Source organism: Asanoa ferruginea, assembly GCF_003387075.1.
Lineage (GTDB): Bacteria > Actinomycetota > Actinomycetes > Mycobacteriales > Micromonosporaceae > Asanoa > Asanoa ferruginea.
This window is the reverse complement of sequence record NZ_QUMQ01000001.1, coordinates 8,869,142-8,889,942: the sequence shown is the minus strand read 5'-3', so window position 1 is coordinate 8,889,942 and position 20,801 is coordinate 8,869,142. Positions and strand designations below refer to the sequence as shown.

At 72.5% G+C, this 20,801-nt stretch carries 14 protein-coding genes; 3 read left to right on the top strand and 11 right to left on the bottom strand.

From position 1 onward, the window contains the following. Nucleotides 1-9 precede the first annotated feature (9 nt). Nucleotides 10-909: a TIGR01777 family oxidoreductase gene (locus DFJ67_RS41315; protein WP_116075103.1), complete on the bottom strand. Its 900-nt coding sequence runs from the start codon at nt 907-909 to the stop codon at nt 10-12. Nucleotides 910-1,070: 161 nt separating this feature from the next. Here DFJ67_RS41315 and DFJ67_RS41310 point away from each other — a divergent pair, with 161 nt between their 5' ends. Then, nucleotides 1,071-3,818 carry an ATP-binding protein gene (locus DFJ67_RS41310; protein WP_239097009.1) on the top strand — a complete coding sequence of 916 codons (2,748 nt, stop codon included), beginning with the start codon at nt 1,071-1,073 and terminating at the stop codon, nt 3,816-3,818. On the opposite strand, the gene DFJ67_RS41305 is transcribed toward DFJ67_RS41310, so the two are convergent. From DFJ67_RS41305 to lpdA, 7 genes are all read right to left on the bottom strand, one after another. Then, the gene (locus tag DFJ67_RS41305) at nt 3,726-4,385 is read right to left on the bottom strand and encodes a uridine kinase family protein (protein WP_211333988.1); all 660 of its coding nucleotides are present in this window, start codon (nt 4,383-4,385) and stop codon (nt 3,726-3,728) included. The genes DFJ67_RS41310 and DFJ67_RS41305 overlap by 93 nt on opposite strands. Continuing rightward, nucleotides 4,340-7,657, bottom strand: coding sequence for an NACHT domain-containing protein (locus DFJ67_RS41300; RefSeq protein ID WP_116075097.1), 3,318 nt, complete (start codon nt 7,655-7,657; stop codon nt 4,340-4,342). The genes DFJ67_RS41305 and DFJ67_RS41300 overlap by 46 nt, the downstream gene beginning before the upstream one ends. Before the next feature lie 7 nt (nt 7,658-7,664). Then, entirely contained in the window at nt 7,665-8,831 is a 1,167-nt protein-coding gene (locus tag DFJ67_RS41295) for an MFS transporter (RefSeq protein ID WP_170216183.1), read from the bottom strand. Continuing rightward, nucleotides 8,828-10,000 carry an MFS transporter gene (locus DFJ67_RS41290; protein ID WP_116075095.1) on the bottom strand — a complete coding sequence of 391 codons (1,173 nt, stop codon included), beginning with the start codon at nt 9,998-10,000 and terminating at the stop codon, nt 8,828-8,830. Before DFJ67_RS41290 ends, DFJ67_RS41295 begins: the two co-directional genes overlap by 4 nt. Next, a complete protein-coding gene (locus tag DFJ67_RS41285; protein WP_116075093.1) occupies nt 9,997-11,172 on the bottom strand; it encodes an MFS transporter in 1,176 nt (391 codons plus the stop codon). Before DFJ67_RS41285 ends, DFJ67_RS41290 begins: the two co-directional genes overlap by 4 nt. A 111-nt stretch (nt 11,173-11,283) precedes the next feature. Next, nucleotides 11,284-13,164, bottom strand: a complete 1,881-nt coding sequence (gene sucB / locus DFJ67_RS41280) for a 2-oxoglutarate dehydrogenase, E2 component, dihydrolipoamide succinyltransferase (protein WP_116075091.1) — start codon at nt 13,162-13,164, stop codon at nt 11,284-11,286. Between the two features lie 42 nt (nt 13,165-13,206). Continuing rightward, nucleotides 13,207-14,634: a dihydrolipoyl dehydrogenase gene (lpdA, locus tag DFJ67_RS41275; RefSeq protein ID WP_203783229.1), complete on the bottom strand. Its 1,428-nt coding sequence runs from the start codon at nt 14,632-14,634 to the stop codon at nt 13,207-13,209. Nucleotides 14,635-14,738: 104 nt separating this feature from the next. On the opposite strand from lpdA, the gene DFJ67_RS41270 reads away from it, so the two are divergent. Then, on the top strand, nt 14,739-15,062 hold the full coding sequence (locus DFJ67_RS41270; protein WP_116075089.1) for a hypothetical protein: 324 nt from the start codon (nt 14,739-14,741) through the stop codon (nt 15,060-15,062). A 53-nt stretch (nt 15,063-15,115) separates the two neighbouring features. On the opposite strand, the gene DFJ67_RS41265 is transcribed toward DFJ67_RS41270, so the two are convergent. Beyond that, nucleotides 15,116-16,684: a leucyl aminopeptidase gene (locus DFJ67_RS41265; protein ID WP_116075087.1), complete on the bottom strand. Its 1,569-nt coding sequence runs from the start codon at nt 16,682-16,684 to the stop codon at nt 15,116-15,118. A gap of 150 nt (nt 16,685-16,834) precedes the next feature. Between DFJ67_RS41265 and gcvT the strand changes: the two genes are divergently transcribed. After that, complete coding sequence (gene gcvT, locus DFJ67_RS41260) at nt 16,835-17,944, top strand: glycine cleavage system aminomethyltransferase GcvT (protein ID WP_239097008.1); 1,110 nt, start codon at nt 16,835-16,837, stop codon at nt 17,942-17,944. On the opposite strand, the gene DFJ67_RS41255 is transcribed toward gcvT, so the two are convergent. Further along, nucleotides 17,925-18,713, bottom strand: coding sequence for an adenosylcobinamide-GDP ribazoletransferase (locus tag DFJ67_RS41255; protein ID WP_409362885.1), 789 nt, complete (start codon nt 18,711-18,713; stop codon nt 17,925-17,927). The genes gcvT and DFJ67_RS41255 overlap by 20 nt on opposite strands. Next, nucleotides 18,673-20,784, bottom strand: a complete 2,112-nt coding sequence (locus DFJ67_RS41250; RefSeq protein WP_116075081.1) for a bifunctional adenosylcobinamide kinase/adenosylcobinamide-phosphate guanylyltransferase — start codon at nt 20,782-20,784, stop codon at nt 18,673-18,675. Before DFJ67_RS41250 ends, DFJ67_RS41255 begins: the two co-directional genes overlap by 41 nt. Nucleotides 20,785-20,801 lie beyond the last annotated feature (17 nt).

The window sequence follows — 20,801 nt, the reverse complement described above, 5'->3', positions numbered from 1 at the left end:
AATCGGCAGTCACCGATCTTCGAGCGCGTCCTTGAGTGCTGTGCTCACGTCGTTGTGGCGGAAGGGGAACCCGGCCCGGCTCAGCACGGCGGGAACCGCTCGGGTGCTCATCACCGCGAGTTCGGCCACGCCACCGACCGCCGCCCGGACGCCGAACTCCGGGATGGGCAGCACGGCCGGACGGTGCAGGGCGGCACCGAACGCCTTGGTGAACGCGGCGTTGGTGACCGGCACCGGGCTGGTCACGTTGACCGGGCCGGCGAGATCGGTGCGCTCCTGGAGCAGGAAGCCGACGGCGCTGAGCCAATCGTCGAGCGAGATCCACGGCACCCATTGCCGGCCGCCGGCGATCGGGCCGCCGACGCCGAGCCGGAAGGGGAGCATCTGCGGCTTGAGAAAACCTTCGTCCTTTTCCAGGGGTACGCCGCTGCGCAGCAGAACCACCCGCACCCCCGCCTCCTCGGCCGGCCGGGTCGCCGCCTCCCAGACCCGGCAGAGGTCCGGGAAGAAGCCCTCGCCCGGGGTGTCGGTCTCGTCGACGACCCGGTCGCCGGTGTCGCCGTAGATGTTGATGCCGCTCGCGCTGATGAAGGTCGCGGGCCGCGGCGTGCCGTGCTTGGCGATCGCCTCGGCCAGGGTGCGGGTGGGCTCGACCCGGCTGTCCCGCAACAGCCGCCGGAAGGCCGGGGTCCAGCGCTGGTCGCCGATGTTGGCGCCGGACAGGTTGATCACCGCGTCGACGCCGTCGAGCGCTTCGGGGTCGAGCTGGCCGGAGGCCGGGGTCCAGCGGATCTCGTCGGGGCCCTTGGGCGCCCGGCGGACCAGACGGACGATCTCGTGGCCGCGCAGCGGGCCGGTGATGAGCCGGTTGCCGAGAAAGCCGGACGCGCCGGCCATGAGAATCCGCATGGCTCCATTCTCAGGCCTGCCGGCGCCGCGTGGGTGTTCGGCTGGGCCGGTGTTCTGCGGCGCCGGCATTCCGCAGGCCTGGCGTTTCCGCGGTGCCGGCGTCCGCAGGGCCGGCGTTCTGCGGGTCCGGTGTTGTCGGTGGTCGCGGGTAGCCTGTGCGCGTGCGGACGACGCGGGGAGGCGCCAGCCCGGTGATGATTGGGCGCGATCGCGAGCTGCGCCAGCTCAGGAAGCTGGTCGCGGCCCGCCGGTCCGGCGTGGCGATGGTCGCCGGCGAGCCCGGGGTCGGCAAGACCCGGCTGGTCCGCGAGCTGCTGTCCACGCTCGACGCCGACACGGTCGTGCTGGTCGGCCAGGCCGAGCCGGGTTCGCTGTCCCGGCCCTACGAGGTGCTGATGGATGCGCTCGACGGCCGCGACGGGGTCGATCCCGCGCTGCTGGCCGAGCTCGGCGACTCCGCCCGCAGCCCGGTCGAGCGGCTGCACAGCGGCGTCCGGCTGGTGACCGAGCTGATCGCCGGGCGGCCGGCCGTGATCGTCTTCGAAGACCTGCACTGGGCCGACTCCGAGAGCGCCGCGCTCTTCGAGCGGATCGCCGACATCGAGGGCCCGCAGGTGTTGATCGGCTCCTACCGGCCGGCCGAGGTGACCGGCCGCGACCCGGTCACCGCTCTGCTCGCCCGGCTGGGCCGCCGCCACTCGCTGTCCCGGCTCGACCTGCACCCGTTCGACGAGGCCGACACCGCGACCCTGCTGGCCGCCGTGACCGGCCGCCCGGCGCCGCCGCGGGCCGTGGCAGCGCTGCACCAGCGCACCGGCGGCAACCCGTTCTTCCTCGAAGAGCTGCTCCGCGGCCACGAGGGCGACGACCTCGCCGCGGTCTACGAGCAGCCCCTGCCCTGGAGCCTCGCCGAGGTGCTCCGCCGCCAGGTCGACGACCTCGAGCCCGAGCAACGCCGCATCGTCGAGGCCGCCTCGGTGCTCGGCCACCGGGTGCACTTCGACCTGCTGGCCGCGGTGACCACCGCCGGCGAAGACGAGCTGATCCGCGCCCTGGGCGCCCTGGTCGCCCGCGACGTGCTGGTCGAGACCGGCGAAGACGAGTTCAGCTTCCGCCACGCGCTGCTCCGCGAGGCGATCGCCGGCCACCTGATCGGCCGGCAGCGCCGCCGCCTGCACGAGGCCGCGCTCGAAGCGCTGCTCGCCGACACCGAGGGCCGGCTGCCCCACGACCCGGCGATGGTCGCCCACCACGCCCAGGCGGCCGGCCGCTACGACGACATGCTCACGGCGGCCCGCCGCGGCGTCGCGCTCTACCTGTCGATCGGCTCCGCCTACCAGGCGCTCGAGCTGGCCGAGATGGGCCTGGCCGAAGACGCCGAAGACCCGTCCCTGCTGGCCGGCGCCGCCCGCGCGGCCTGGCTGGCCGGCCTGCTGCCCGACGCGATCGGCTACGCCCGCCGCTGGCGCGACCGGGCCCGCTCGGCGACCGACCGCAACGACGCGCTCTACCTGATGATCCGGCTCGCCTGGGAGGCCGACGAGCTCGCCGAGATGGATGAGCTGACCCACGAGGTCGAGCTGCTGATCGCCGAGCTGCCACCGGGCGCCGACCAGGCCCTGGCGATGACCGCGGTGGCCCAGTCGTCGATGCTGCGCGACGAGACCGCCGAGGCGATCGCCTGGGCCGACCGCGCGCTGGCCCTCGCCGACGAGCTCGACCTGCCCCGCACCCGGCTCGCCGCCCTGGTCGAGAAGGGCCTGGCGATGACCGAGTGGCCGTCGACGGCGGCCGAGGGCCAGGCCATCCTGTCGGGCCTCATCGACGAGGCGGAAAAGGCGGGCGAGTGGGTGCTCGCCGCGCGCGCGCTCAACGAGCTGGTCCAGGGCGTGCCACCCAACTCGCCGGCCGAGCACACCGAGCTGCTCGAGCGCATGCGGGTCGATGCCGAGCGGGCCGGCTTCGAGTCCCTCGCGGTGGCGGCCTACTTCCAGGGCCGGGCCCGCATCGCGATGCGCGAGGGCGACCTGAAGACCGCGATCGCCGCGCTGGAGCAGGGCCGCGACCGCGACCGCAGCTACCTGCGCCGCGGCCGCTGGGCCGACTACCACGCGGTCTTCCTGGCGGGCCTCTACCTGGAGTCCGCCGACTACGACGGCGTCGCCGACATCATCGAGTCGCTCCGCTCCGGCCCCAACATCGAGCCGCTGACCGTGCCGGGCCTGGCCTTCCACCTGGCCTGCCGGCGCCCGGGCTACGGCGACGTCGAGACCCTGCTCGGTGAGGTGCTGGTCGCGGTCGCCGACCAGAGCTGGCGCAGCGGCTCACAGGCCCACGACCTGCTGGGCGCGGCCATCGAGGCCGGCCTGCCGGAAGAGCGCCTGATCGAGCTGACCCGGTCCTTGGTCGACGACAACGTCTGGGACGACTACCGCACCCTGGTCGACTCCCAGCTCGCCGAGGTCGGCGGCCGGCTGGCCGAGGCGCTGGCCGGCTACCAGGCGGTGTGCGGCTCGCAGATCCTGTTCCCGTCGGTGCGCGGCACGGCCGCGGTGGGCGCGGCCCGCTGCGCGCTCGCCCTCGGCCACACCGAAGCTGCCGCCGCCGAGGCCAACCGGGCCACCGAGCTGCTGTCCCGTTGGGGCGGCTGGCGGGTGGCCGCGCTGGACCGGGTCCGAGACCAGTTGGGCCTGACCCCGCGCGAAGGCGACCGTTCCGTGACGGGCACGGCGGCACTGACGCCCCGCGAACGCGAGGTGGCGCTGCTGATCGCCGACGGCCTCACCAACGCAGAACTGGCCCGCCGCCTCTACATCTCACCCAAGACGGCGGCCGTGCACGTGAGCAACATCCTCCACAAGCTCGGCGTCTCCTCGCGCACCCAGGTCGCCTCGGTTGTGGGGCGATAGTTCGTCGATCGCGCGCCGCAGCTGATCGACGGGGAGCAGCCCGTCGACAACCAGGTCGCAGCGCTCCCGAGCGGGTTCCACGTGCCGCTCGTGCGCGGCCCGCCGATGGTCGACGTAGTTGGCCAGCAACACCGCGACCGGAAAGTCGCCGACGACACACTTCCGATGGATCTTCCGAGCGAGGCGCAGGTCCGCCGCGAGGTCAACGAAGACGTCGAGGCGCTGGCACGGCTCGGACGGCCGCACGTCGATGGCGAACAGGCCCTCGACCACGACCACGGCCGAGTCGGTCAACGCCTTGTCCACCGCGGCATTGAGGCCGACGAAGTCGATCGACCGCGGGTCGCCCACGTCCAACCGCGGCGTGCCGTTCTCATCCGGAATCCACACGCCCCGACCGCTATCCGCGCAGTGGTAGAAATCGTCGAGATGCACCACGGTGTCGGCGAGCGCGCGAGCAAGCGTCGTCTTCCCCGCGCCCGCCCCACCGGTCAACGTGACCAGAACCGCCGGTCCGCTGGTCATGACGGTGGGGCCGTTGCGGTCTCGATGTTCAGGGCCGTCCACCGGCGGGTGAGGTCTGGACGCTTGGCGAGCGTGCGTTCCACCGCTGGTTGTGTCCACGCCGGCGTCCCCTTGCCGAATATCGGTAGGCCGAGCTCGTGGCATCGAATAATCGCCTCGACCGCGAGATGAGGGTCGGCCGACTCGGCCAGCGACTCCTCGAGGACTTCCTCGAGCACGGCACGCAGCAGCTGGTCGGTTTCGCGATCCCGGCCGAGGAAGAGCAGCAGGCATTTGACGAATCGGTTGGGCAACTCCAACGCGAAATCGATGCCGCGGGCGTTGATCAGGTTCTTCATCAGCTCAGCGGCCAGCACCGGCGGCACCTGGTCGTCGGTCGCGAGGAGGTCGAGAACAAGGCTGGCGAAGGCGACTCGTTCCTGGTGATTCCACTGCGGCCATTCGTTGGCGGCGGCTCTGACCACGCGCTCGTAGACCTCGCGCCGTTCGCCCGGGTCAGGGCGTCTCGTGGGGGCGAGCCAGGCGTCCAGCAGCACGTGCGCGGCGGACGAGGTGATGTCGGGCCGCCCGGCGGCGAAGGTGTTCATGCTGGAGCCGAGGGTGCGGGCCAGCGGTTCGATCGCGTGGCCGATGACGTCGTCGACCCTCTCGCATTCGAAGTTCGCCCGATACAGAAACGCCTCAGGAGCGTCGCCCGAGTCGGCGAAGCCGTGGCCTTCGCGGTTGGGGTCGGGCGGGAGGTTGTAGGTCCAGTTGAGATCGGTGGGCGGATAGTCGAAGTGGGCCGTGCCCCACGTGAGCCGGATCGAGCGCGTTCCCTCGCTCCAGCCGCGTTCCACCCGGATTACCGAGACCAACCCGACCCAAGGGTCGACCGGCAGTTGGGACCGCCACAACAGCGTCTGCCGGCGCCACGCGTCGACGACGTCGTCGGTGCCGGCGCACAGGTCGGAGTAGAACACCTCCCTGGTCGCGCAGAGGGTGAGGAGCAGGAGGTTGGCGCTGTAGGCGGCGAACCGGGCCGCGTCTCGCAGCCGCTGGGGTCGGTAGCCGCCGAAACGCCGCGCGGCGGGTGCTTCCCCCGCGGCCTTGTAGAGCCTGGTCGTGAGGCGGGCGACCTCATCCTGGCCGCCCATCGCGAGTCTCTCCTCGATGAAGCCGGGGATGGCGGTCGAGAACGTCAACGGCGAGTAGGAGAGCAGGGCGTGCAGCAGGTCGTCGTCGACCGGGGCGGCGGCCAACGACGTCATCGTCACCTGCTCGCGGGCCGCCATGTCGTGCAGCACCTGGCAGGTGAGCCGGGCGACCAGGAACTCGCCGAACGTCGCGTGCAGGAACTCGTAGGTTTCCCGGCGGTCGTCGGTGCCGGTGGTAGCGCCGGCGCGGTGGACGAAGAAGAACCGGCCGATCATCAGTTCGGCGGCGCGCAGCGGCACCCGCATGTCGGTGCCCGCCGCCGGAGCGCGGGGGATCCCGAACAGCGCCGGGAGATCGGCCTCGAGTTGCTCTTCGGTGATCCACAGAGTGCCGCGGTTGTGCATCGCGAAGCCGACCACCGACAGCGTCCGCAGTTCCTCCTCGACCGCGTGCGCCAAGGCCGCGTCGGACAACCCCTGCCGGTGTTTCTGGATCTCGCGGCGGGCGAACGTGGTGAGGAGGCGTTCGTAGAGCTCGTATTGGCCGATGCCCGCGCCGAGCTTCTGCAACGCGTTGCCGTCGGCGTCGTAGATCGCGAGCATCAACAGGAGCAGGGGTTGCTCGGCGAGCGCGCGTTGGGCCAATACGACTTCGGCCGACAGCGGCGCCACACCCGCCGCCTTGAACGGGGCCGCGTTGGCGTCGTTCCAGATTCGCAGCCAGGCTTCGATCCGGGGCTTGTCGAACGGTTCCAGCCGGAGCACGACGGTGCCGGACGGCGCGTACGCCCGGTCGGCGACCGCCGTGCGGCTGGTCACCACGACCGCGATCGGGCGGCCCTGCACCGCCTCACGGCGCTGGAACTCCGCCACCTTCTGGAGGTAGTCGGTGTGGCTCACGCCGACGGCTTGGAGCAACTCGTCGAAACCGTCGAGCAGCACGACCGGGAGGGCGTCGCCGGCCGAGGCCGCCAGGGTCGGCCATTCCAGCCGTTCGCCGGTCGCTTTCCGGATCGCCTGTTCCACCTGTTCCTGGAGATCGGCGGCGGCGTGCACTTCGCGCAGCGGCACCCGGACCGGCAGGAAGTCGGCCGCCGGTAGCCGGGCCGCCAGCACCTTGGTGAGCACCGATTTTCCGGAGCCGGGCTGGCCGAGCACGAGCAACGGAGCGTCGAGGGCGACACTCGACGTCAGATGGCCGACCAGGAACTCGTCGAGGTCGTCGCGGACCTCCCGCCCGGCCCACCAACCCTCGTCGTTGGGCTTCTCCGACCCGAAGAGGTCACCGACCCGGAAGCGTGGCGCCAGGTAGGCGGCGCCGAGTGTCGGCACGCGGAGCCCGTCGGGCACCTCACCGCCGCTGACCACCGGAAGATCCAGCTCCGCCCGGTAGGCGCTGGCCAGCCCGCGGCGGCGGGTGTCGGGAGCGTGACCGGCCGAGCTCCGCGCGAGCGCTTCTTCGAGCCGCGAGAGACCGGTTCCCAGCGCGCGTACCTCGGTGCGGGTCGCCGCGTGCTCGCCCAGATTGACCCAGAATCCGACCTCCGGGAACTCCACGGCGAGTTGGCGCAGCAGTTCGGAGTAGCGGCGAATGGCCGGGTCCACACACGAGTCGAGCTGACCGAGGAACCGGCGCTGCGCACCCGCGGACATCAGGTCGGTTACGGCCAACCCGCGGATGAAGTCGCGCACGTCCTCGCACATGTCGTCGTAGAAGTTCTCCAACGCCCGGAGCATGCTGTCCTGACCAACGTGGGCCAGGGGAACCGGCGGCGTGGCCGCGAACAGATCACGCAACGGATCTGTCATCGCCGTGCCGGTCGCGATGGTGAGCTGCTCAGCCGGTGTCAGTTCGAGCTCGGCGAACTGGAACGGAAGAGCGGCCGCCTCGATCGCCTCGAAGAACGCCACGACCACGATGACGGTGTGGGCGGCTTCGAACCGCTGCGTGCGGTCGTAACGGGACAGGCCGCTGCGCCGTTCCGACACACCGCGGATCAACTCGTGCGACAACCTGATGAACTCGGCCTTGGCGTCGAACCAGCTCAGCACCCCTGGAATCGCGATCGACAGCCCGAGCATCAGGCCGCCGGTCGCCTTGTCGAGTGCGTTGATCAGAGGGCTTTCGCCGCCGCCGAGAAGCCGAGCCGCGTCCGCGTAGCCGAGCCTGCGTGCCATCCGTCGACTATGGACCACCCGGCGCCGGGCGATAAGCCCTCGGTCGGATGGTTGCCCAGACCGCCAGCGCCACGCAGCTCAGCACGATGCCGGTCGTGGTGATGGCGGGCCAGCCACCCGAAGGCCAGAGGGTGGTCGCGAGGGCCGAGCCAAGAGCGGCCCCGGTGAAGCTGGCCACGACGAAGGCCGTGTTGAGCCGGCTGCGAGCCGCATGCGACGTGGCCAGGATCCGAGTCTGGTTGAGGATCGCGGTCGTCTGGAACGCGACGTCGAGCAGCACGATCGCCACCACCAGCAGGATGACCGATCCGCCCGCGACCGCGGCCGTGCCAAAGGCGAGCGCGATGACCAGCCACGCCATGCCAGTGGCCGGGATCGACCGGCCAGCGTCGTGCAACCGGCCCGCGTTCCGCGCGGCGACCGCGCCGGCCAGGCCAACCAGCCCGAACAGGCCGATCACCGAGACGGAGAAGGAGAACGGCGGGGCGCTCAACAGGAACGTCAGCGAGGTCCAGAACATGCTGAAGACGGCGAAGCCGAGCGTCGTCAACGCCAGCGTCCGCCGGACCACCCGATCGCGGAAGGCCAGCGCGGGCAAAGAGCCGATCAGCGCGGGATAGCCGATGGAAGCCTTGGGCGGCAGGGACGGCAGGGCGCGGTGCAGCACCGCCGCGAGGACACCCGTGACGACGGCCGCGGCCGCGAACACCGCCCGCCAGCCGGCCGCGTCGGCCAGCAGGCCACTGACCGTGCGGGACCCGAGGATGCCGATCAGCAGACCGGAGGCGACCGTGCCGACCACCCGACCCCGGTGCGCGTCGGAAGCCAGGTCGCCGGCCAGCGGCATCAGGATCGGGCCCGCGACCGTGGTGAGCCCCAACGCCGTCGTGGCGACCAGCAGAACCCCGATCGTCGGCGCCAGCGCGCAACCCAGCAGGGCCACCGCGCAGCACAGCAGCATGCCCGAGAGGAGCGTGCGCCGGTCGCGCACGTCGCCAAGCGGGACGATCAGCAGCACGCCGACGGCATAGCCGAGCTGCGTCGTAGTCACCACCCAACCAGCGGACGCACCCAGGTCACCGGCGATCAGCCCGAGCAGCGGCTGGGCCCAGTAGAGGTTGCCCACCGCCACCCCGGCGGTGACCGCGAACAGCAGCGTCAGGCGGCGGTTCACAGCGGCGCGGCCACGACCAGGGCGCCCCGCCGGCCCACGGCCCAGACGCCGAGGGCGAACACGCTCAACACCACACCGGCCGCGGAGACAGCCGCCCAGTGGCCCAAGGACCACAGCGTCGTCGCGGCCGCCGAGCCGAGGGCGGCGCCGATGAAGTTGCTGAACACGTACGCCGTGTTGAGTCTGCTTCTGGCCTCGTGTGAGACCGCGAAGATGCGCATGCGGTTGAGCAGGGCCACCGCCTGCAACGCCACGTCGAGGGTGACGATGGCGATCAGCAGCAGCGCGATCGACCGACCGGCGAGCCCAGCGAGCACAAAGGACAGCAGGACGACCATCCAGCCGACGCCCGTGGCCGGCATGGACCAGCCGCGATCGTGCAACTGACCGGAGCGTTGCGCGGCCACCGCACCGGCGAGGCCGGCGAGACCGAACAGACCGATGACCGAGACGGGGTACGAGAACGGCGGCGCGCTGAGCCGGAACGTCAACGCCGTCCAGAACATCGCGAACGCCGCGAAGCCGCTGGCGCCCAGCACCAGCGTCCAGCGGACCGAGCGTTCGCGCAGCGCCATCACCGGCACCGAGGCGATCAGCGCCGGGTAGGGCATGCGGGTCTTGGGCGGCAACGGCGGAAGAGCCCGGAACAGCAGCACGGCGAGGGTCACGGCGAGCGCGGCGGCGGCCAGAAAGATGGCGCGCCACCCGGCGGCATACGCCACCAGACCGCTGATCGCTCGCGACGCCAGGATCCCGGTGAGGATTCCCGAGCCCACGGTGCCCACCACCTGCCCACGGTGCTCCGCAGCGGCGAGGTCCCCGGCCAGCGGCGTCAGAAGCTGGCCCGCGACGGTGGTCAGCCCGAGCACGGCCACCGCGCCGAGCAGCACCCCGATCGTCGGTGCGGCCGCACACAGCAGCAGCGCGGGCGCGGAACACAGCAACATCCCCGGCACCAGCCGGCGCCGGTCGACGACATCGCCGAGCGGCACGATCAGCAGCACCCCGGCCGCATAGCCGACCTGTGTGGCGGTGACCAGCAAGCCCGCGGACGACGTCGACGTCCGGAGGTCGCGGGCGATCAGATCGAGCAGCGGCTGCGCGAGGTAGAGGTTGCCGATGGCCGCACCGGCGGCGAGCGCGAAGAGGAACGTCAACCGCCGGGTCATGTGCCGGAGGTGGCGACGACGAGGGCGCTGCGCCGCCCGGTCGCCCAGATGGCCAGGCCGACGCAGCTCAGCACGATGCCCGTCGTCGTCACCGCCGGCCAGCCGCCGTGGGACCAGAGCGTTGTCGCGGCCGCCGATCCCAACGCCGCGCCGACGAAGTTGCAGACCACGAACGCCGTGTTGATCCGGCTCCGGGCCTCGCGGGAGACGGCGAAGACGCGGATCTGGTTGAGGATCATCAGGCCCTGCAACGCCACGTCCAACAGCACGACCGCGACCAGCAGCACCGCGACCGAACCGTCGGCGAGCCCGGCCACGACGAATGACACCAGGACGGCCAGCCACGCGATGCCGGTGGCGGGCAGCGACCAGCCGCGGTCGTGCAGCCGGCCGGCCCGCTGTGCGGCGAGCGCGCCGGCCAGCCCCGCGAGACCGAACAAACCGATGACCGAGACGGGGTACGAGTAGGGCGGCGCACTCAGCAGAAACGTCAACGATGTCCAGAACATCGTGAACGTGGCGAACCCGGTCGCGCCCAGCACCAGCGTCCAGCGCACGGTGCGTTCCCGCAGGGCCAGCACGGCCACCGAGGCGATCAGCGCGCGATAGGGCAGCCGGGTCTTCGGCAGGAGCGGGGGGAGCGCCCGGTAGAGCAACACGGCCAGCGCCGCGGCACCAACCGCCGCCACCGCGAAGATGGCCCGCCACCCGGCCACGTCGGCGACCAGACCGCTGATGGTGCGCGAGGTCAGGATGCCGGTCAGGATCCCGGACGCCACCGTGCCCACGACGCGGCCCCGGCGCGCGTCATCGGCGAGGTCGCCGGCGAGTGGGGTGAGGATCTGACCGGAGACCGTGGTGAGGCCGAGCAGGCTCACCGCGACCAGCAACGCCCCGATCGTCGGCGCCACCGCACAGAACGCCAGCGCCGCCGCAGAGCACAGCAACATGCCGGGCACCAGCCTCCGCCGGTCGACCACGTCGCCGAGCGGCACGATCAGCAACACGCCGGCGGCATAGCCGACCTGGGTCGCCGTGATCAACCACCCGGCGCTGGTGGCGGACGCCCCGAGATCCCGGCCGATCAAGTCGAGCAGCGGTTGGGCCAGGTAGAGGTTGCCGACGGCGACCCCGGCAGCGAGGGCGAACAGGAACGTCAGTCGACGATCCATGGCGGGAGGTCCGGCAGCGGGCACCCCGACATGCTCGCCCGGAAACGGCGAACGCGATAGAGCGAAGGGCCCGGCGCGAACGCGCCGGGCCCTTCAACGAAACAACAACCGTCAGGCGAGGCCGAGGTCAGCCTCGAAGTTGCCGGCCTCGAGCCGCTCCTTGATCGCGGTCAGGAACCGGGCGGCGTCGGCACCGTCGACGATCCGGTGGTCGTAGGACAGCGACAGGTAGACCATCGAGCGGGGCACGATGACCTCGCCCAGGTCGGGGTCGTTGATGACGACCGCGCGCTTGACGACCGCGCCGGTGCCCAGGATCGCGACCTGGGGCTGGTTGATGATCGGCGTGTCGATCAGCGCGCCCCGGCTGCCGGTGTTGGTCAGCGTGAACGTGCCGCCGGACAACTCGTCGGGGCTGATCTTGTTGCTCCGGGTGCGCTCGGCCACGTCGGCGATCCGCCGGGCCAGGCCCGCCAGGTTGAGGTCGCCGGCGTCCTTGATGACCGGAACGACCAGGCCCTTCTCGGTGTCGACCGCGATGGCCAGGTGCTCGGCGTCGTAGTAGGTGACCTCGCCGGCCTCCATGTCGATCTTCGAGTTGACCGACGGGTGGGTGCGCAGGGCCTCCACCGACGCCAGCGCGAAGAACGGCAGGAACGACAGCTTGACGCCGTGCTGCTGCTGGAAGTCGTTCTTGGCCCGCTGGCGCAACTGCGCGATGCGGGTCACGTCGACCTCGACCACGGTGGTGAGCTGAGCCGACACCTGGAGCGACTCGACCATGCGGGTCGCGATCGTGCGGCGGATGCGGGTCAGCTTTTCCACCCGGCCGCGCAGCGGGCTCGGCGCGGCTGCGGCCTTCGGCGCGGCGGCGGGCGCGGCCGGTGCTGCCGGAGCGGCGGCACGGGCGGCCGCCTCCTCCTTGGCCTTGGCCGCGGCGTCGAGCACGTCCTGCTTGCGGATCCGGCCGCCGACGCCGGTGCCGCTCAGCGTCGACAGGTCGACACCCTGGTCGTTGGCCAGCTTGCGGACCAGCGGGGTGACGTAGCCGTTGCTCTCGTCGCCGCCGGGCGCGGCCGACTGCGCTGGGCGGGCCGGCGCGGCCGCGGCGGCTGCCGGGGCCGGCTCACGGGCCGGTGCCTGGCGCGGCGCGGGTGCCTTGGCCGGCTGCGCCTGCGCGGGCTCGGGGGCCGGAGCTTCCTGCTTCGTCTCGGCGGGCTTGGCCTCGGCGGGCTTGGCCTCGGCGGGCTTGGCCTCGGCAGGCTCCGCCTTGGCCGGCGCGGCCGCCTCGGTCGGGGCGGGCGCCGGCGCGGACGAGCCGCCGGTAGCACCACCGGCCGCGCCGATCACGGCGAGCGCCGCGCCGACGTCAGCGGTCTCGTCCTGCGGAACCCTGATCTCCAGCAGCGTGCCGGCGACCGGCGACGGGATCTCCGTGTCGACCTTGTCGGTGGAGACCTCGAGCAGCGGCTCGTCGACCTCGACGGTGTCGCCGACCTCCTTGAGCCAGCGGGTGACCGTGCCCTCGGTGACGCTCTCGCCGAGTGCCGGCATGGCGACCACAGTGGACTCGCCGCCACCCGACTCGCCGCCACCGGACTCGGCGGCCTGGGCCACGGGGGCCGGCTCCGGCTCCGCGGCGGGCTCGGGCTCAGCGGCCTCGGCCTCGGCGTCAGCTTCGGTCTCCGCCTCGGCCGACGGCACCGCGGCCTCGGCGGGCGCGGACTCCGCCGCGGGCGCACCGCCACCGGAGCCTTCCCCGTCGATCACCGCGAGCTCGCTGCCGACCTCGGCCGTCTCGTCTTCGTGGACGACGATGCGGCTGAGCACACCGGCGGCCGGCGACGGGATCTCCGTGTCGACCTTGTCGGTGGAGACCTCCAGCAACGGCTCATCGACCTCGACGGTGTCACCCTCCTGCTTCAACCAGCGGGTGATCGTGCCCTCGGTGACGCTCTCGCCGAGGCGAGGCATGGTGACCGATACCGGCATCTCTCTCAGGACTCCTTTGTCGTGCGACCGGGGACGGGTCGGCTAGGCGTGCGCGTGCAGCGGCTTGCCGGCGAGGGCGAGGTGTGCCTCGCCGAGCGCCTCCGACTGCGTCGGGTGCGGATGGATGAGCTGGGCGACCTCGGCCGGGTAGGCCTCCCAGTTGTAGATCAGCTGGGCCTCGGCGATCAACTCGCCGACCCGTGCGCCGACCATGTGAATCCCGACAACCGGCCCGTCGTCGACCCGGACGACCTTGATGAAGCCCGCGGTCTTGAGGATCTGGCTGCGGCCGTTGCCGCCGAGGTTGTAGTTGTAGGCGGTGACCTTCTCGGCGCCGTAGCGCTCCTTGGCCTTGGCCTCGGTGAGGCCGACCGACGCCAGCTCGGGGTCGGAGTAGGTGACCCGCGGGATGCCGGCCTCGTCGATGACGGCCGGGTTGAGCCCGGCGATCTCCTCGGCGACGAAGATGCCCTGCTGGAAGCCGCGGTGGGCGAGCTGGAGGCCGGGCACGATGTCGCCGACGGCGAAGACGTTGGGCACCGAGGTGCGCAGCCGCTCGTCGGTGATCACGAAGCCGCGGTCGAGCGTGACGCCCTGCTCCTCGTAGCCGAGGTTGGCGGTCGTCGGGCCGCGGCCGACGGCGACCAGCATGATCTCCGCCTCGACGGTCTCGCCGCCGGCGAGGGTCGCGCGCACGCCGTTTTCGGTGCGCTCGACCTTCTCGAACGGCTTGCCGACCTTGAAGTTGATGCCGCGCTTGCGGTAGGCCCGCTCCAACGCCTTCGACAGGTCTTCGTCTTCGGCGGCGACCAGCCGGGGCAGTGCCTCGAGGATGGTCACGTCGGCGCCGAACGACTTCCAGGCGCTCGCGAACTCGACGCCGATGACGCCGCCGCCGAGCACGATCGCGGAGGTGGGCACCCGGTCGAGCTGGAGCGCGTGCTCGCTCGCGATGACCCGCTCGCCGTCGATCTCGAGGCCGGGCAGGCTGCGCGAGTAGGAGCCGCTGGCCAGGATGACGTTGCGGCCGGTGTAGCGGGTGCCGTCGACCTCGACGGCGTTGGGGGCCACGAGCGTGCCGTGCCCCTCGACGTACGTGATCAGCTTGGCGCTCTTCACCAGGCCCTGGAGGCCCTTGTAAAGGCGGCCGACGACGCCGTCCTTGTAGGTGTTGACGCCGGCCATGTCGACGCCGAGCAGCTCGGCCTTGACGCCGAACGACTCGGCCTCGCGGGTCTGGTCGGCGATCTCGCCGGCGTGCAGCAGCGCCTTGGTCGGGATGCAGCCGCGGTGCAGGCAGGTGCCACCGAGCTTGTCCTTCTCGATCAGCGCAACGGACAGATCGAGTTGCGCGGCGCGCAGCGCTGCCGCGTAGCCGCCGCTGCCACCTCCGAGGATCACGACGTCGAAGGTTGCGTCGTTCGGCTGGCTCACAGTCATCTCCCAGGTCGCACGGGCTACCTGGGCCATCTTGTCACTTGTGGAGCCTGGCCGCGTAACGAGGTACCCGCCGATGTTGCGTATGGTCGTACGCTTGCCGCAGTCTTCGATGTCCGTTTCGTAGGGGAGGGTCGGTGTCCTGGTTCCGGCGCCGGAGAACAACCACCGGTCGACAAGGTGAAAGGCCGGCGGCGCAGGCCGATCTCGACCACCTTGAGGGGTTTGTCCGTTCTCGTCGCGGCGTCGAAGCGTTCATCGAGCCGAAGACGACCGTCACGGAGACCACAGTGATGCTGATCGCACACGACGGCGAGTGGACCCGGCGGCGGATCGACGGCCCCGACGGCGCCCGCCGGTTCGCCCACAAGCTGGCGATCCCGATCTACGACGTGCGACTGGTCGGCTACCCGCAGCGGATGCGCGACTACAACGAGCGACGCAAACGCGCCGCCAACTGAAACAGAAAGAGCCCCATCTCGTACGCGATGGGGCTCTTTCGTTTTTGCAAGGCCTATTCGGCCGCGATCCGGTCGACCAGTTCCAGCAGGGTACGGACCGGCACACCGGTGCCGCCCTTGGTCCAGTGCCCGGTCGGCTCGCCGGAGTGGTAGCTCGGCCCGGCGATGTCGATGTGCGCCCACGGCACGCCATCCGCGACGAACTCGCGCAGGAACACGCCGCCCTGGAGCATGTGCCCGGCCCGGTCCATCCCGGCGTTGACCTGCGAGATGTCGGCAACGTCGGAATCCATGCCGGTGCGCACGTCGTCGGGCAGCGGCATCGGCCACGCCTGCTCGCCGACCGCGTCGCCGGCGTCGCGGACCCGCTCGCACATCTCCGCCGAGCCCATCACGCCGGCGATCCGCTTGCCCAGCGCGATCACCTGGCCGCCGGTCAGCGTCGAGGTCTCGAACAGGTAGTCGCACCCGTCGGCGCAGGCCCGCGCGATCGCGTCACCCAGGATCATCCGGCCCTCGGCGTCGGTGTTGAGCACCTCGACCTTCTTGCCGTTGAACATGGTCACCACGTCGCCGGGCCGGTAGGCGGTGGCCGACGGCATGTTCTCCGCCATCGGCAGGTAGCCGGTCACCTCGACGTCGGGCTTGAGCTGTGCGACGGCGAGCAGCGTCGCGGCCACCGCGGCCGCGCCGGCCATGTCGCTCTTCATCTCCCACATGCCCTGCGCGGGCTTGATGGAGACGCCGCCGGTGTCGAACGTGATGCCCTTGCCGATCAGGGCGACCCGCTTGTGCGGCCCGTCACCCGCCGGCTTGTAGCTCAGCTTCACCAGCCGCGGCGGTGCCGCCGAGCCGAGGCCGACCGCGAGGATGCCGCCGTAGCCGCCCTCGCGGAGCTGCTCCTCGTCGAGGACCTCGATCTCCAGGCCGGCCGCGCCGGCGGCGGCGGTGACCGCGTCGGCGAAGTCCGGCGGGCGCAAGTCGTTGGGCGCGGTGTTGACCCAGTCGCGGGTCAGGCCGACCACGCCGGCCACCACCAGCGCTCGCGTGACCTCGTCGAGCGCGGTCTTGTCGGCGGCGTCCGGCACGTGCACGGCGATCTCGCCGACCGGCAGCCGGAGGGCCGGCTTGGTCTTGTAGCCCTTGAACTTGTAGGCGCCCAGCAGCGCGCCCTCGGCGACCGCCCGCAGCGCGGCCGGCGCGTCCTCGTCGTCGGGCAGCGGCAGCGCGACGGCCACCGAGGCGTTGCCGGCGAGGGCCCGGATCGCGGCGGCGGCACCGCGGCGCAAGGTCTCCGGCGCGGGCGCGGCGCCCGTCGGCTCGGGGCCGAGACCGACCACGGCCACCACCGGCGCGGCCACGGTGCCCAGCGTCGCGACCTTGGTCACCTCGCCCGGTGCGCCGGACGCGCCCAGCCGGGCCAGCGTCTCGGTCAGCTTGCCGTCGAAGGCCGCGGCGATGCTCTCCGCGCCGCTGGCCAGCAGCAGGGTGCCGGCGAGCCCGGGCGGCCCGTCTCCGCCGTTGTCGGCGACGCTGTGCACACCGATGACGATCGCGTCGGTGGTCAGTTCGGCCGGGTCGGTGTCGACGAGGCTCAGGGCGGTGGTCTGGGGCGCGGTCACGCGGCGGCTCCGGGCTGGGCTGCGGGTCGGTCGCTCGTAACGGCCGGCCGATCAAAGGGTGGACTTCTTCCGGCCGAAAACCTACCGACCAGGAGACGGGTTGTCCCGCCGATGCTAACCATCGTTGCCGGTCCCGGTAAGTTGCCACCCATGACCGACGCCGTACCGCGCCTTTCTCCGATCCACGACCGGCATGTCGCGCTCGGTGCGAAGTTCGCGCCGTTCGGCGGCTGGGAGATGCCGCTCGAATACCCCGGCGGCGGCGTGATCCGTGAGCACACCGCTGTGCGTACAGCGGTGGGGATCTTCGATGTGTCACACCTCGGCAAGGCCCGGGTGCGCGGTGATGGCGCGGCCGCGTTCGTCAACGCCTGCCTGGCCAACGACCTCGACCGGATCGGCGCCGGTCAGGCGCAATACACGCTGGCGTGCGAGCCGGCGACCGGCGGCGTGGTCGACGACATCATCGCCTACCGCTACGCCGACGACCATGTCTTCCTGATCCCCAACGCGGCCAACACCGCCGAGGTCGTCCGCCGCCTCCGCGCGGTGGCCCCGCCCGCGTTGACGGTGACCGACGAGCACCCGGACTACGCGATCTTCGCGGTGCAGGGCCCGTCGTCGGCGGCCGTGCTCGCGGCGCTGGGCCTGCCCACCGAGCACGGCTACATGAGCTTCGAGCAAGCCACGCTCGAGGGCGTCGACCTGGTCGTCTGCCGCACCGGCTACACCGGCGAGCACGGCTACGAGTTGGTTGTGCCGGCCGCCGGCGCGGGCGTGGTCTGGGACGCGGTGCTCACGGCCGGCGACTCCGCCGGCATCCTGCCCTGTGGCCTCGGCGCCCGCGACACACTGCGGACCGAGATGGGGTACGCCCTGCACGGCCAGGACCTGAGCCCCGACATCACCCCGGTGCAGGGTCGGGTCGGCTGGGCGGTCGGCTGGAACAAGCCCGAGTTCTGGGGCCGCGAGCCGCTGCTGGCCGAGAAGGCCGCCGGCCCGCGCCGCACGCTGCGCGGCCTGGAGGCGGTCGGCCGGGCAATCCCACGCCCACACATGACGGTGTACGCCGGTGACCAGGCGATCGGCGAGGTGACCAGCGGCACGTTCTCGCCGACGAAGAAGGTCGGCATCGCGCTGGCCCTGATCGACACAGCGGCCGGCGTCAAGGACGGCGACGTCATCGAGGTCGACATCCGCGGCCGGCGCGCCGAGATGAAGGTGGTCAAGCCGCCGTTCGTCACGCCTTCGGTGCGCTGACCAGCACCACCAGGGCCACCGTGGTGGCGATCTCGACCGCGGCGCCGAGCACGTCGCCGGTGATCCCGCCGAGGCGGCGCACCGCGTGGCGCACCAGGAGGGCGCTGGCCAGCAGGCCGGCGGCCACCGCCAGCGGGCCCTGCCACGGCCGGCCGGGCACGGCGGGCACCGCGACGGCGCCGACCAGCAGGGTGCCGAGGATCAACGCCGGGGCCCGGACGGTGCCGGCGACCAGCGCGCCCAGGCCGTCGGGGCGGGCCGGTGGCACGCCCCGTCGGCAGGCCCAGGTCACCGCGAGCCGGCCGGTGGCAAGGGCGGCAACCCCGGCGAGGACCGCGTTGGTGCTGGCGAGGCCACCTAGTGAGCCCGCCTGGAGCAGCAGGACGACGACCAGCGCCACGACGCCGAACGGGCCGATGTCGGGGCGCTTCATGATCTCCAGCGCGGCCGGGCCCGAACGGTAGGAGCCCAGGCCATCGACCGTGTCGGCGAGGCCGTCGAGATGCAGGCCGCGGGTTAGCAGGGCGACCAGCCCGATCCCCGCCGCACCGCCCACCAGGCCGGGCGCGCCGGCCGCGTGCAGCAGTGCGGCGGTGCCGCCGGCCGCTGCGCCTAAGCCGGCGCCGACCAGCGGGGCCAGGCCCATCGCCGTCGCGGCGCTGGACCGGTCGACCCGGCCGGCGCGGACCGGCAGGACGGTGAAGGTGGTCAGCGCCAGCCGCAGGCCGTCAGGCACCGCGGGCGGGCTCGTCCTTGTCGCTGTCGTCACGGGCGGGCTTCGGCTGGAACCAGGCGTCCAGCGCCGACGGCTCCGGGTCGGGCTGCCAGGCCAGCGCCGTGCCGTTGTCAGCGGCATCCCGCGGCCCGGGAACCGCATCCGGCGCCGAGGCGTCGTGGGGCAGCGCCGGCTCGGGCGCCGTGCCGTCAACGGTCCCGGCCGATTCCGGCTCGGTCGGTGCGGGGTCGGTGGGCTCGGACCATGCGGGCGCGGTCTCCGCCGGCTCGGTCCAGGTCGTGGTCTCCGCGTCGGCGTCGGCGTCGTCGGACCAACCGGCCGCCGGCACCGTGGCCGGGTCCTCCGGCTCGTCGAGCGAGTCGTGTGCGGCCAGCGTCTCGTCGTCGGGTGCCACCGCCGGGTGCACCGGCAGCGTGGCCGCCAGCGCGATTGCCGACCGGAGCAGCGGCAGGGTGGCCAGGGCCGTCGCGCCCTCGCCCAGGCCGAGCTTCAGGTTGAGCACGGGGGTGAGGCCGAGCACGTCGGCGCCGAGCTTCACGGCCGGGTCCTGGCCGTGGTCGGGCAGCAGGCACCAGTGCCGGGCCTGGCCGGCCAGGTCGCGGGTGACCAGGGCGGCGGCGACGCCGACCGGGCCGTCGATCAGGACCGGCAGGCGGCGCGCGGTGGCGCCCAGGATCAGGCCGGTGGCCACGGCGATGTCGCCGCCGCCCACGTCGGCCAGGACCTGCTTGGCGCTGCGGGCGCTGCGCCGGACCCGGTGCATCGCGTCGCGGACGGCCGCGGTGCGGATCATCCAGGCGTCGTCGTCGATCTCGCTGCCGGGCACGATCACCCGGCCGAGCGCGGCGGCCGGCTCGGCGCCCGTGGTGGCGGCCAGCACCGCCGCGGCGGCGGCCTCGGAGCCGCTGCCGCAGGCGCCGATCACCAGCAGGTCGACGCCGGCGTCGGAGGCCTCTTCGGCGAGCCGCCAGCCATAGCGCAGCGCCGCCTCGACCTCCTCCTGGCTCAGCACCGCGCGCTCTTCCATCGCCGCGCAGGCCGGTGCGTCGACCACCTGGAGGGTGGCGCCCGCGTCGGCGGCGAGCCGGGCGATCGGGCCCTCGCCCGCCCGGGCCTGGTCGGCCCGGCGCCGGGACTCGCCCGGCAGCGTGCCGGCGGCCGCGCCGCCGTTGTGGTCGCCGCGGATCAACACCACGCGGGGTGCGCGCCACGGCTGCGGGGTCGTGCTTGCCTGGGTGGCGGCGGCGAACTCGACGACCGACTGGAGCCCGCCGAAGCCGGCGCCGCCCAGGTCGAGGGTGAGTAGCCGGTCGCGAACCTGCGCCGGGGTGAACTCGTCGGGCATCGGCAGCGCCATGCCCTGCTGGATGACCAGGCCCGTGGCGATCGCCGGCAGCATCGTGGTCGGTGCCGACCAGGCCGGCTGGTCGACCACGCCCGCCGGGGCGGCGTGGGCGTCGGCGGCCGGGGCCGGGGTGAGCACCTCTGGCGACGTCGCGGGCACGACCACTGCCGGCGAAACACGATCAGTCGCCGGCGCGACCGAGACCGCGACCGCCTCCTTGAGCCACACCGTCTGGCCCGCCACGATCAGCGCCACGCCGTCGGCGACCTCGGCGACCGCCTGGTTGGTGGCGCCCAGCGCGTCGGTGTAGACCCGCCCGACCGCACTCAGCGGCACCAGCGAGAGCCCGACCTCGGAGCTGACCAGGATCAGCCGGGCGCTGCTCTCCCGGATCGCGGTGGCCAGGTCGGCGATCGTCGCGAGATCGTCGGCCGGCTGCCGCTCGGGGTCGACCAGCCCGGTGACCCAGCCGCCGAGGTCGTCGACCAGCAGCGTCTCGCCGTCTTTGGCGCTGGAGATCAGCTCGAGCAGCCGGTTGGGGTCGTCGCCGACCTCTTCGGTCGGCCAGGTGGTCGGCCGGCGCTCGCGGTGCGCGGCTATCCGCTCGTCCCAGTCGGGGTCGTCGCCGGCCGTGCCGGACGGCCCAGTTGCGACATAACGGACAGGGCCGCCCTCGCCAACCAGGGATTCTGCAAACTCGGACTTACCAGACCGGATCCCGCCGAGGACGAGAACGGAGCGCCAGCCGCTTACGGACATGCCCCGTACCTTACGGG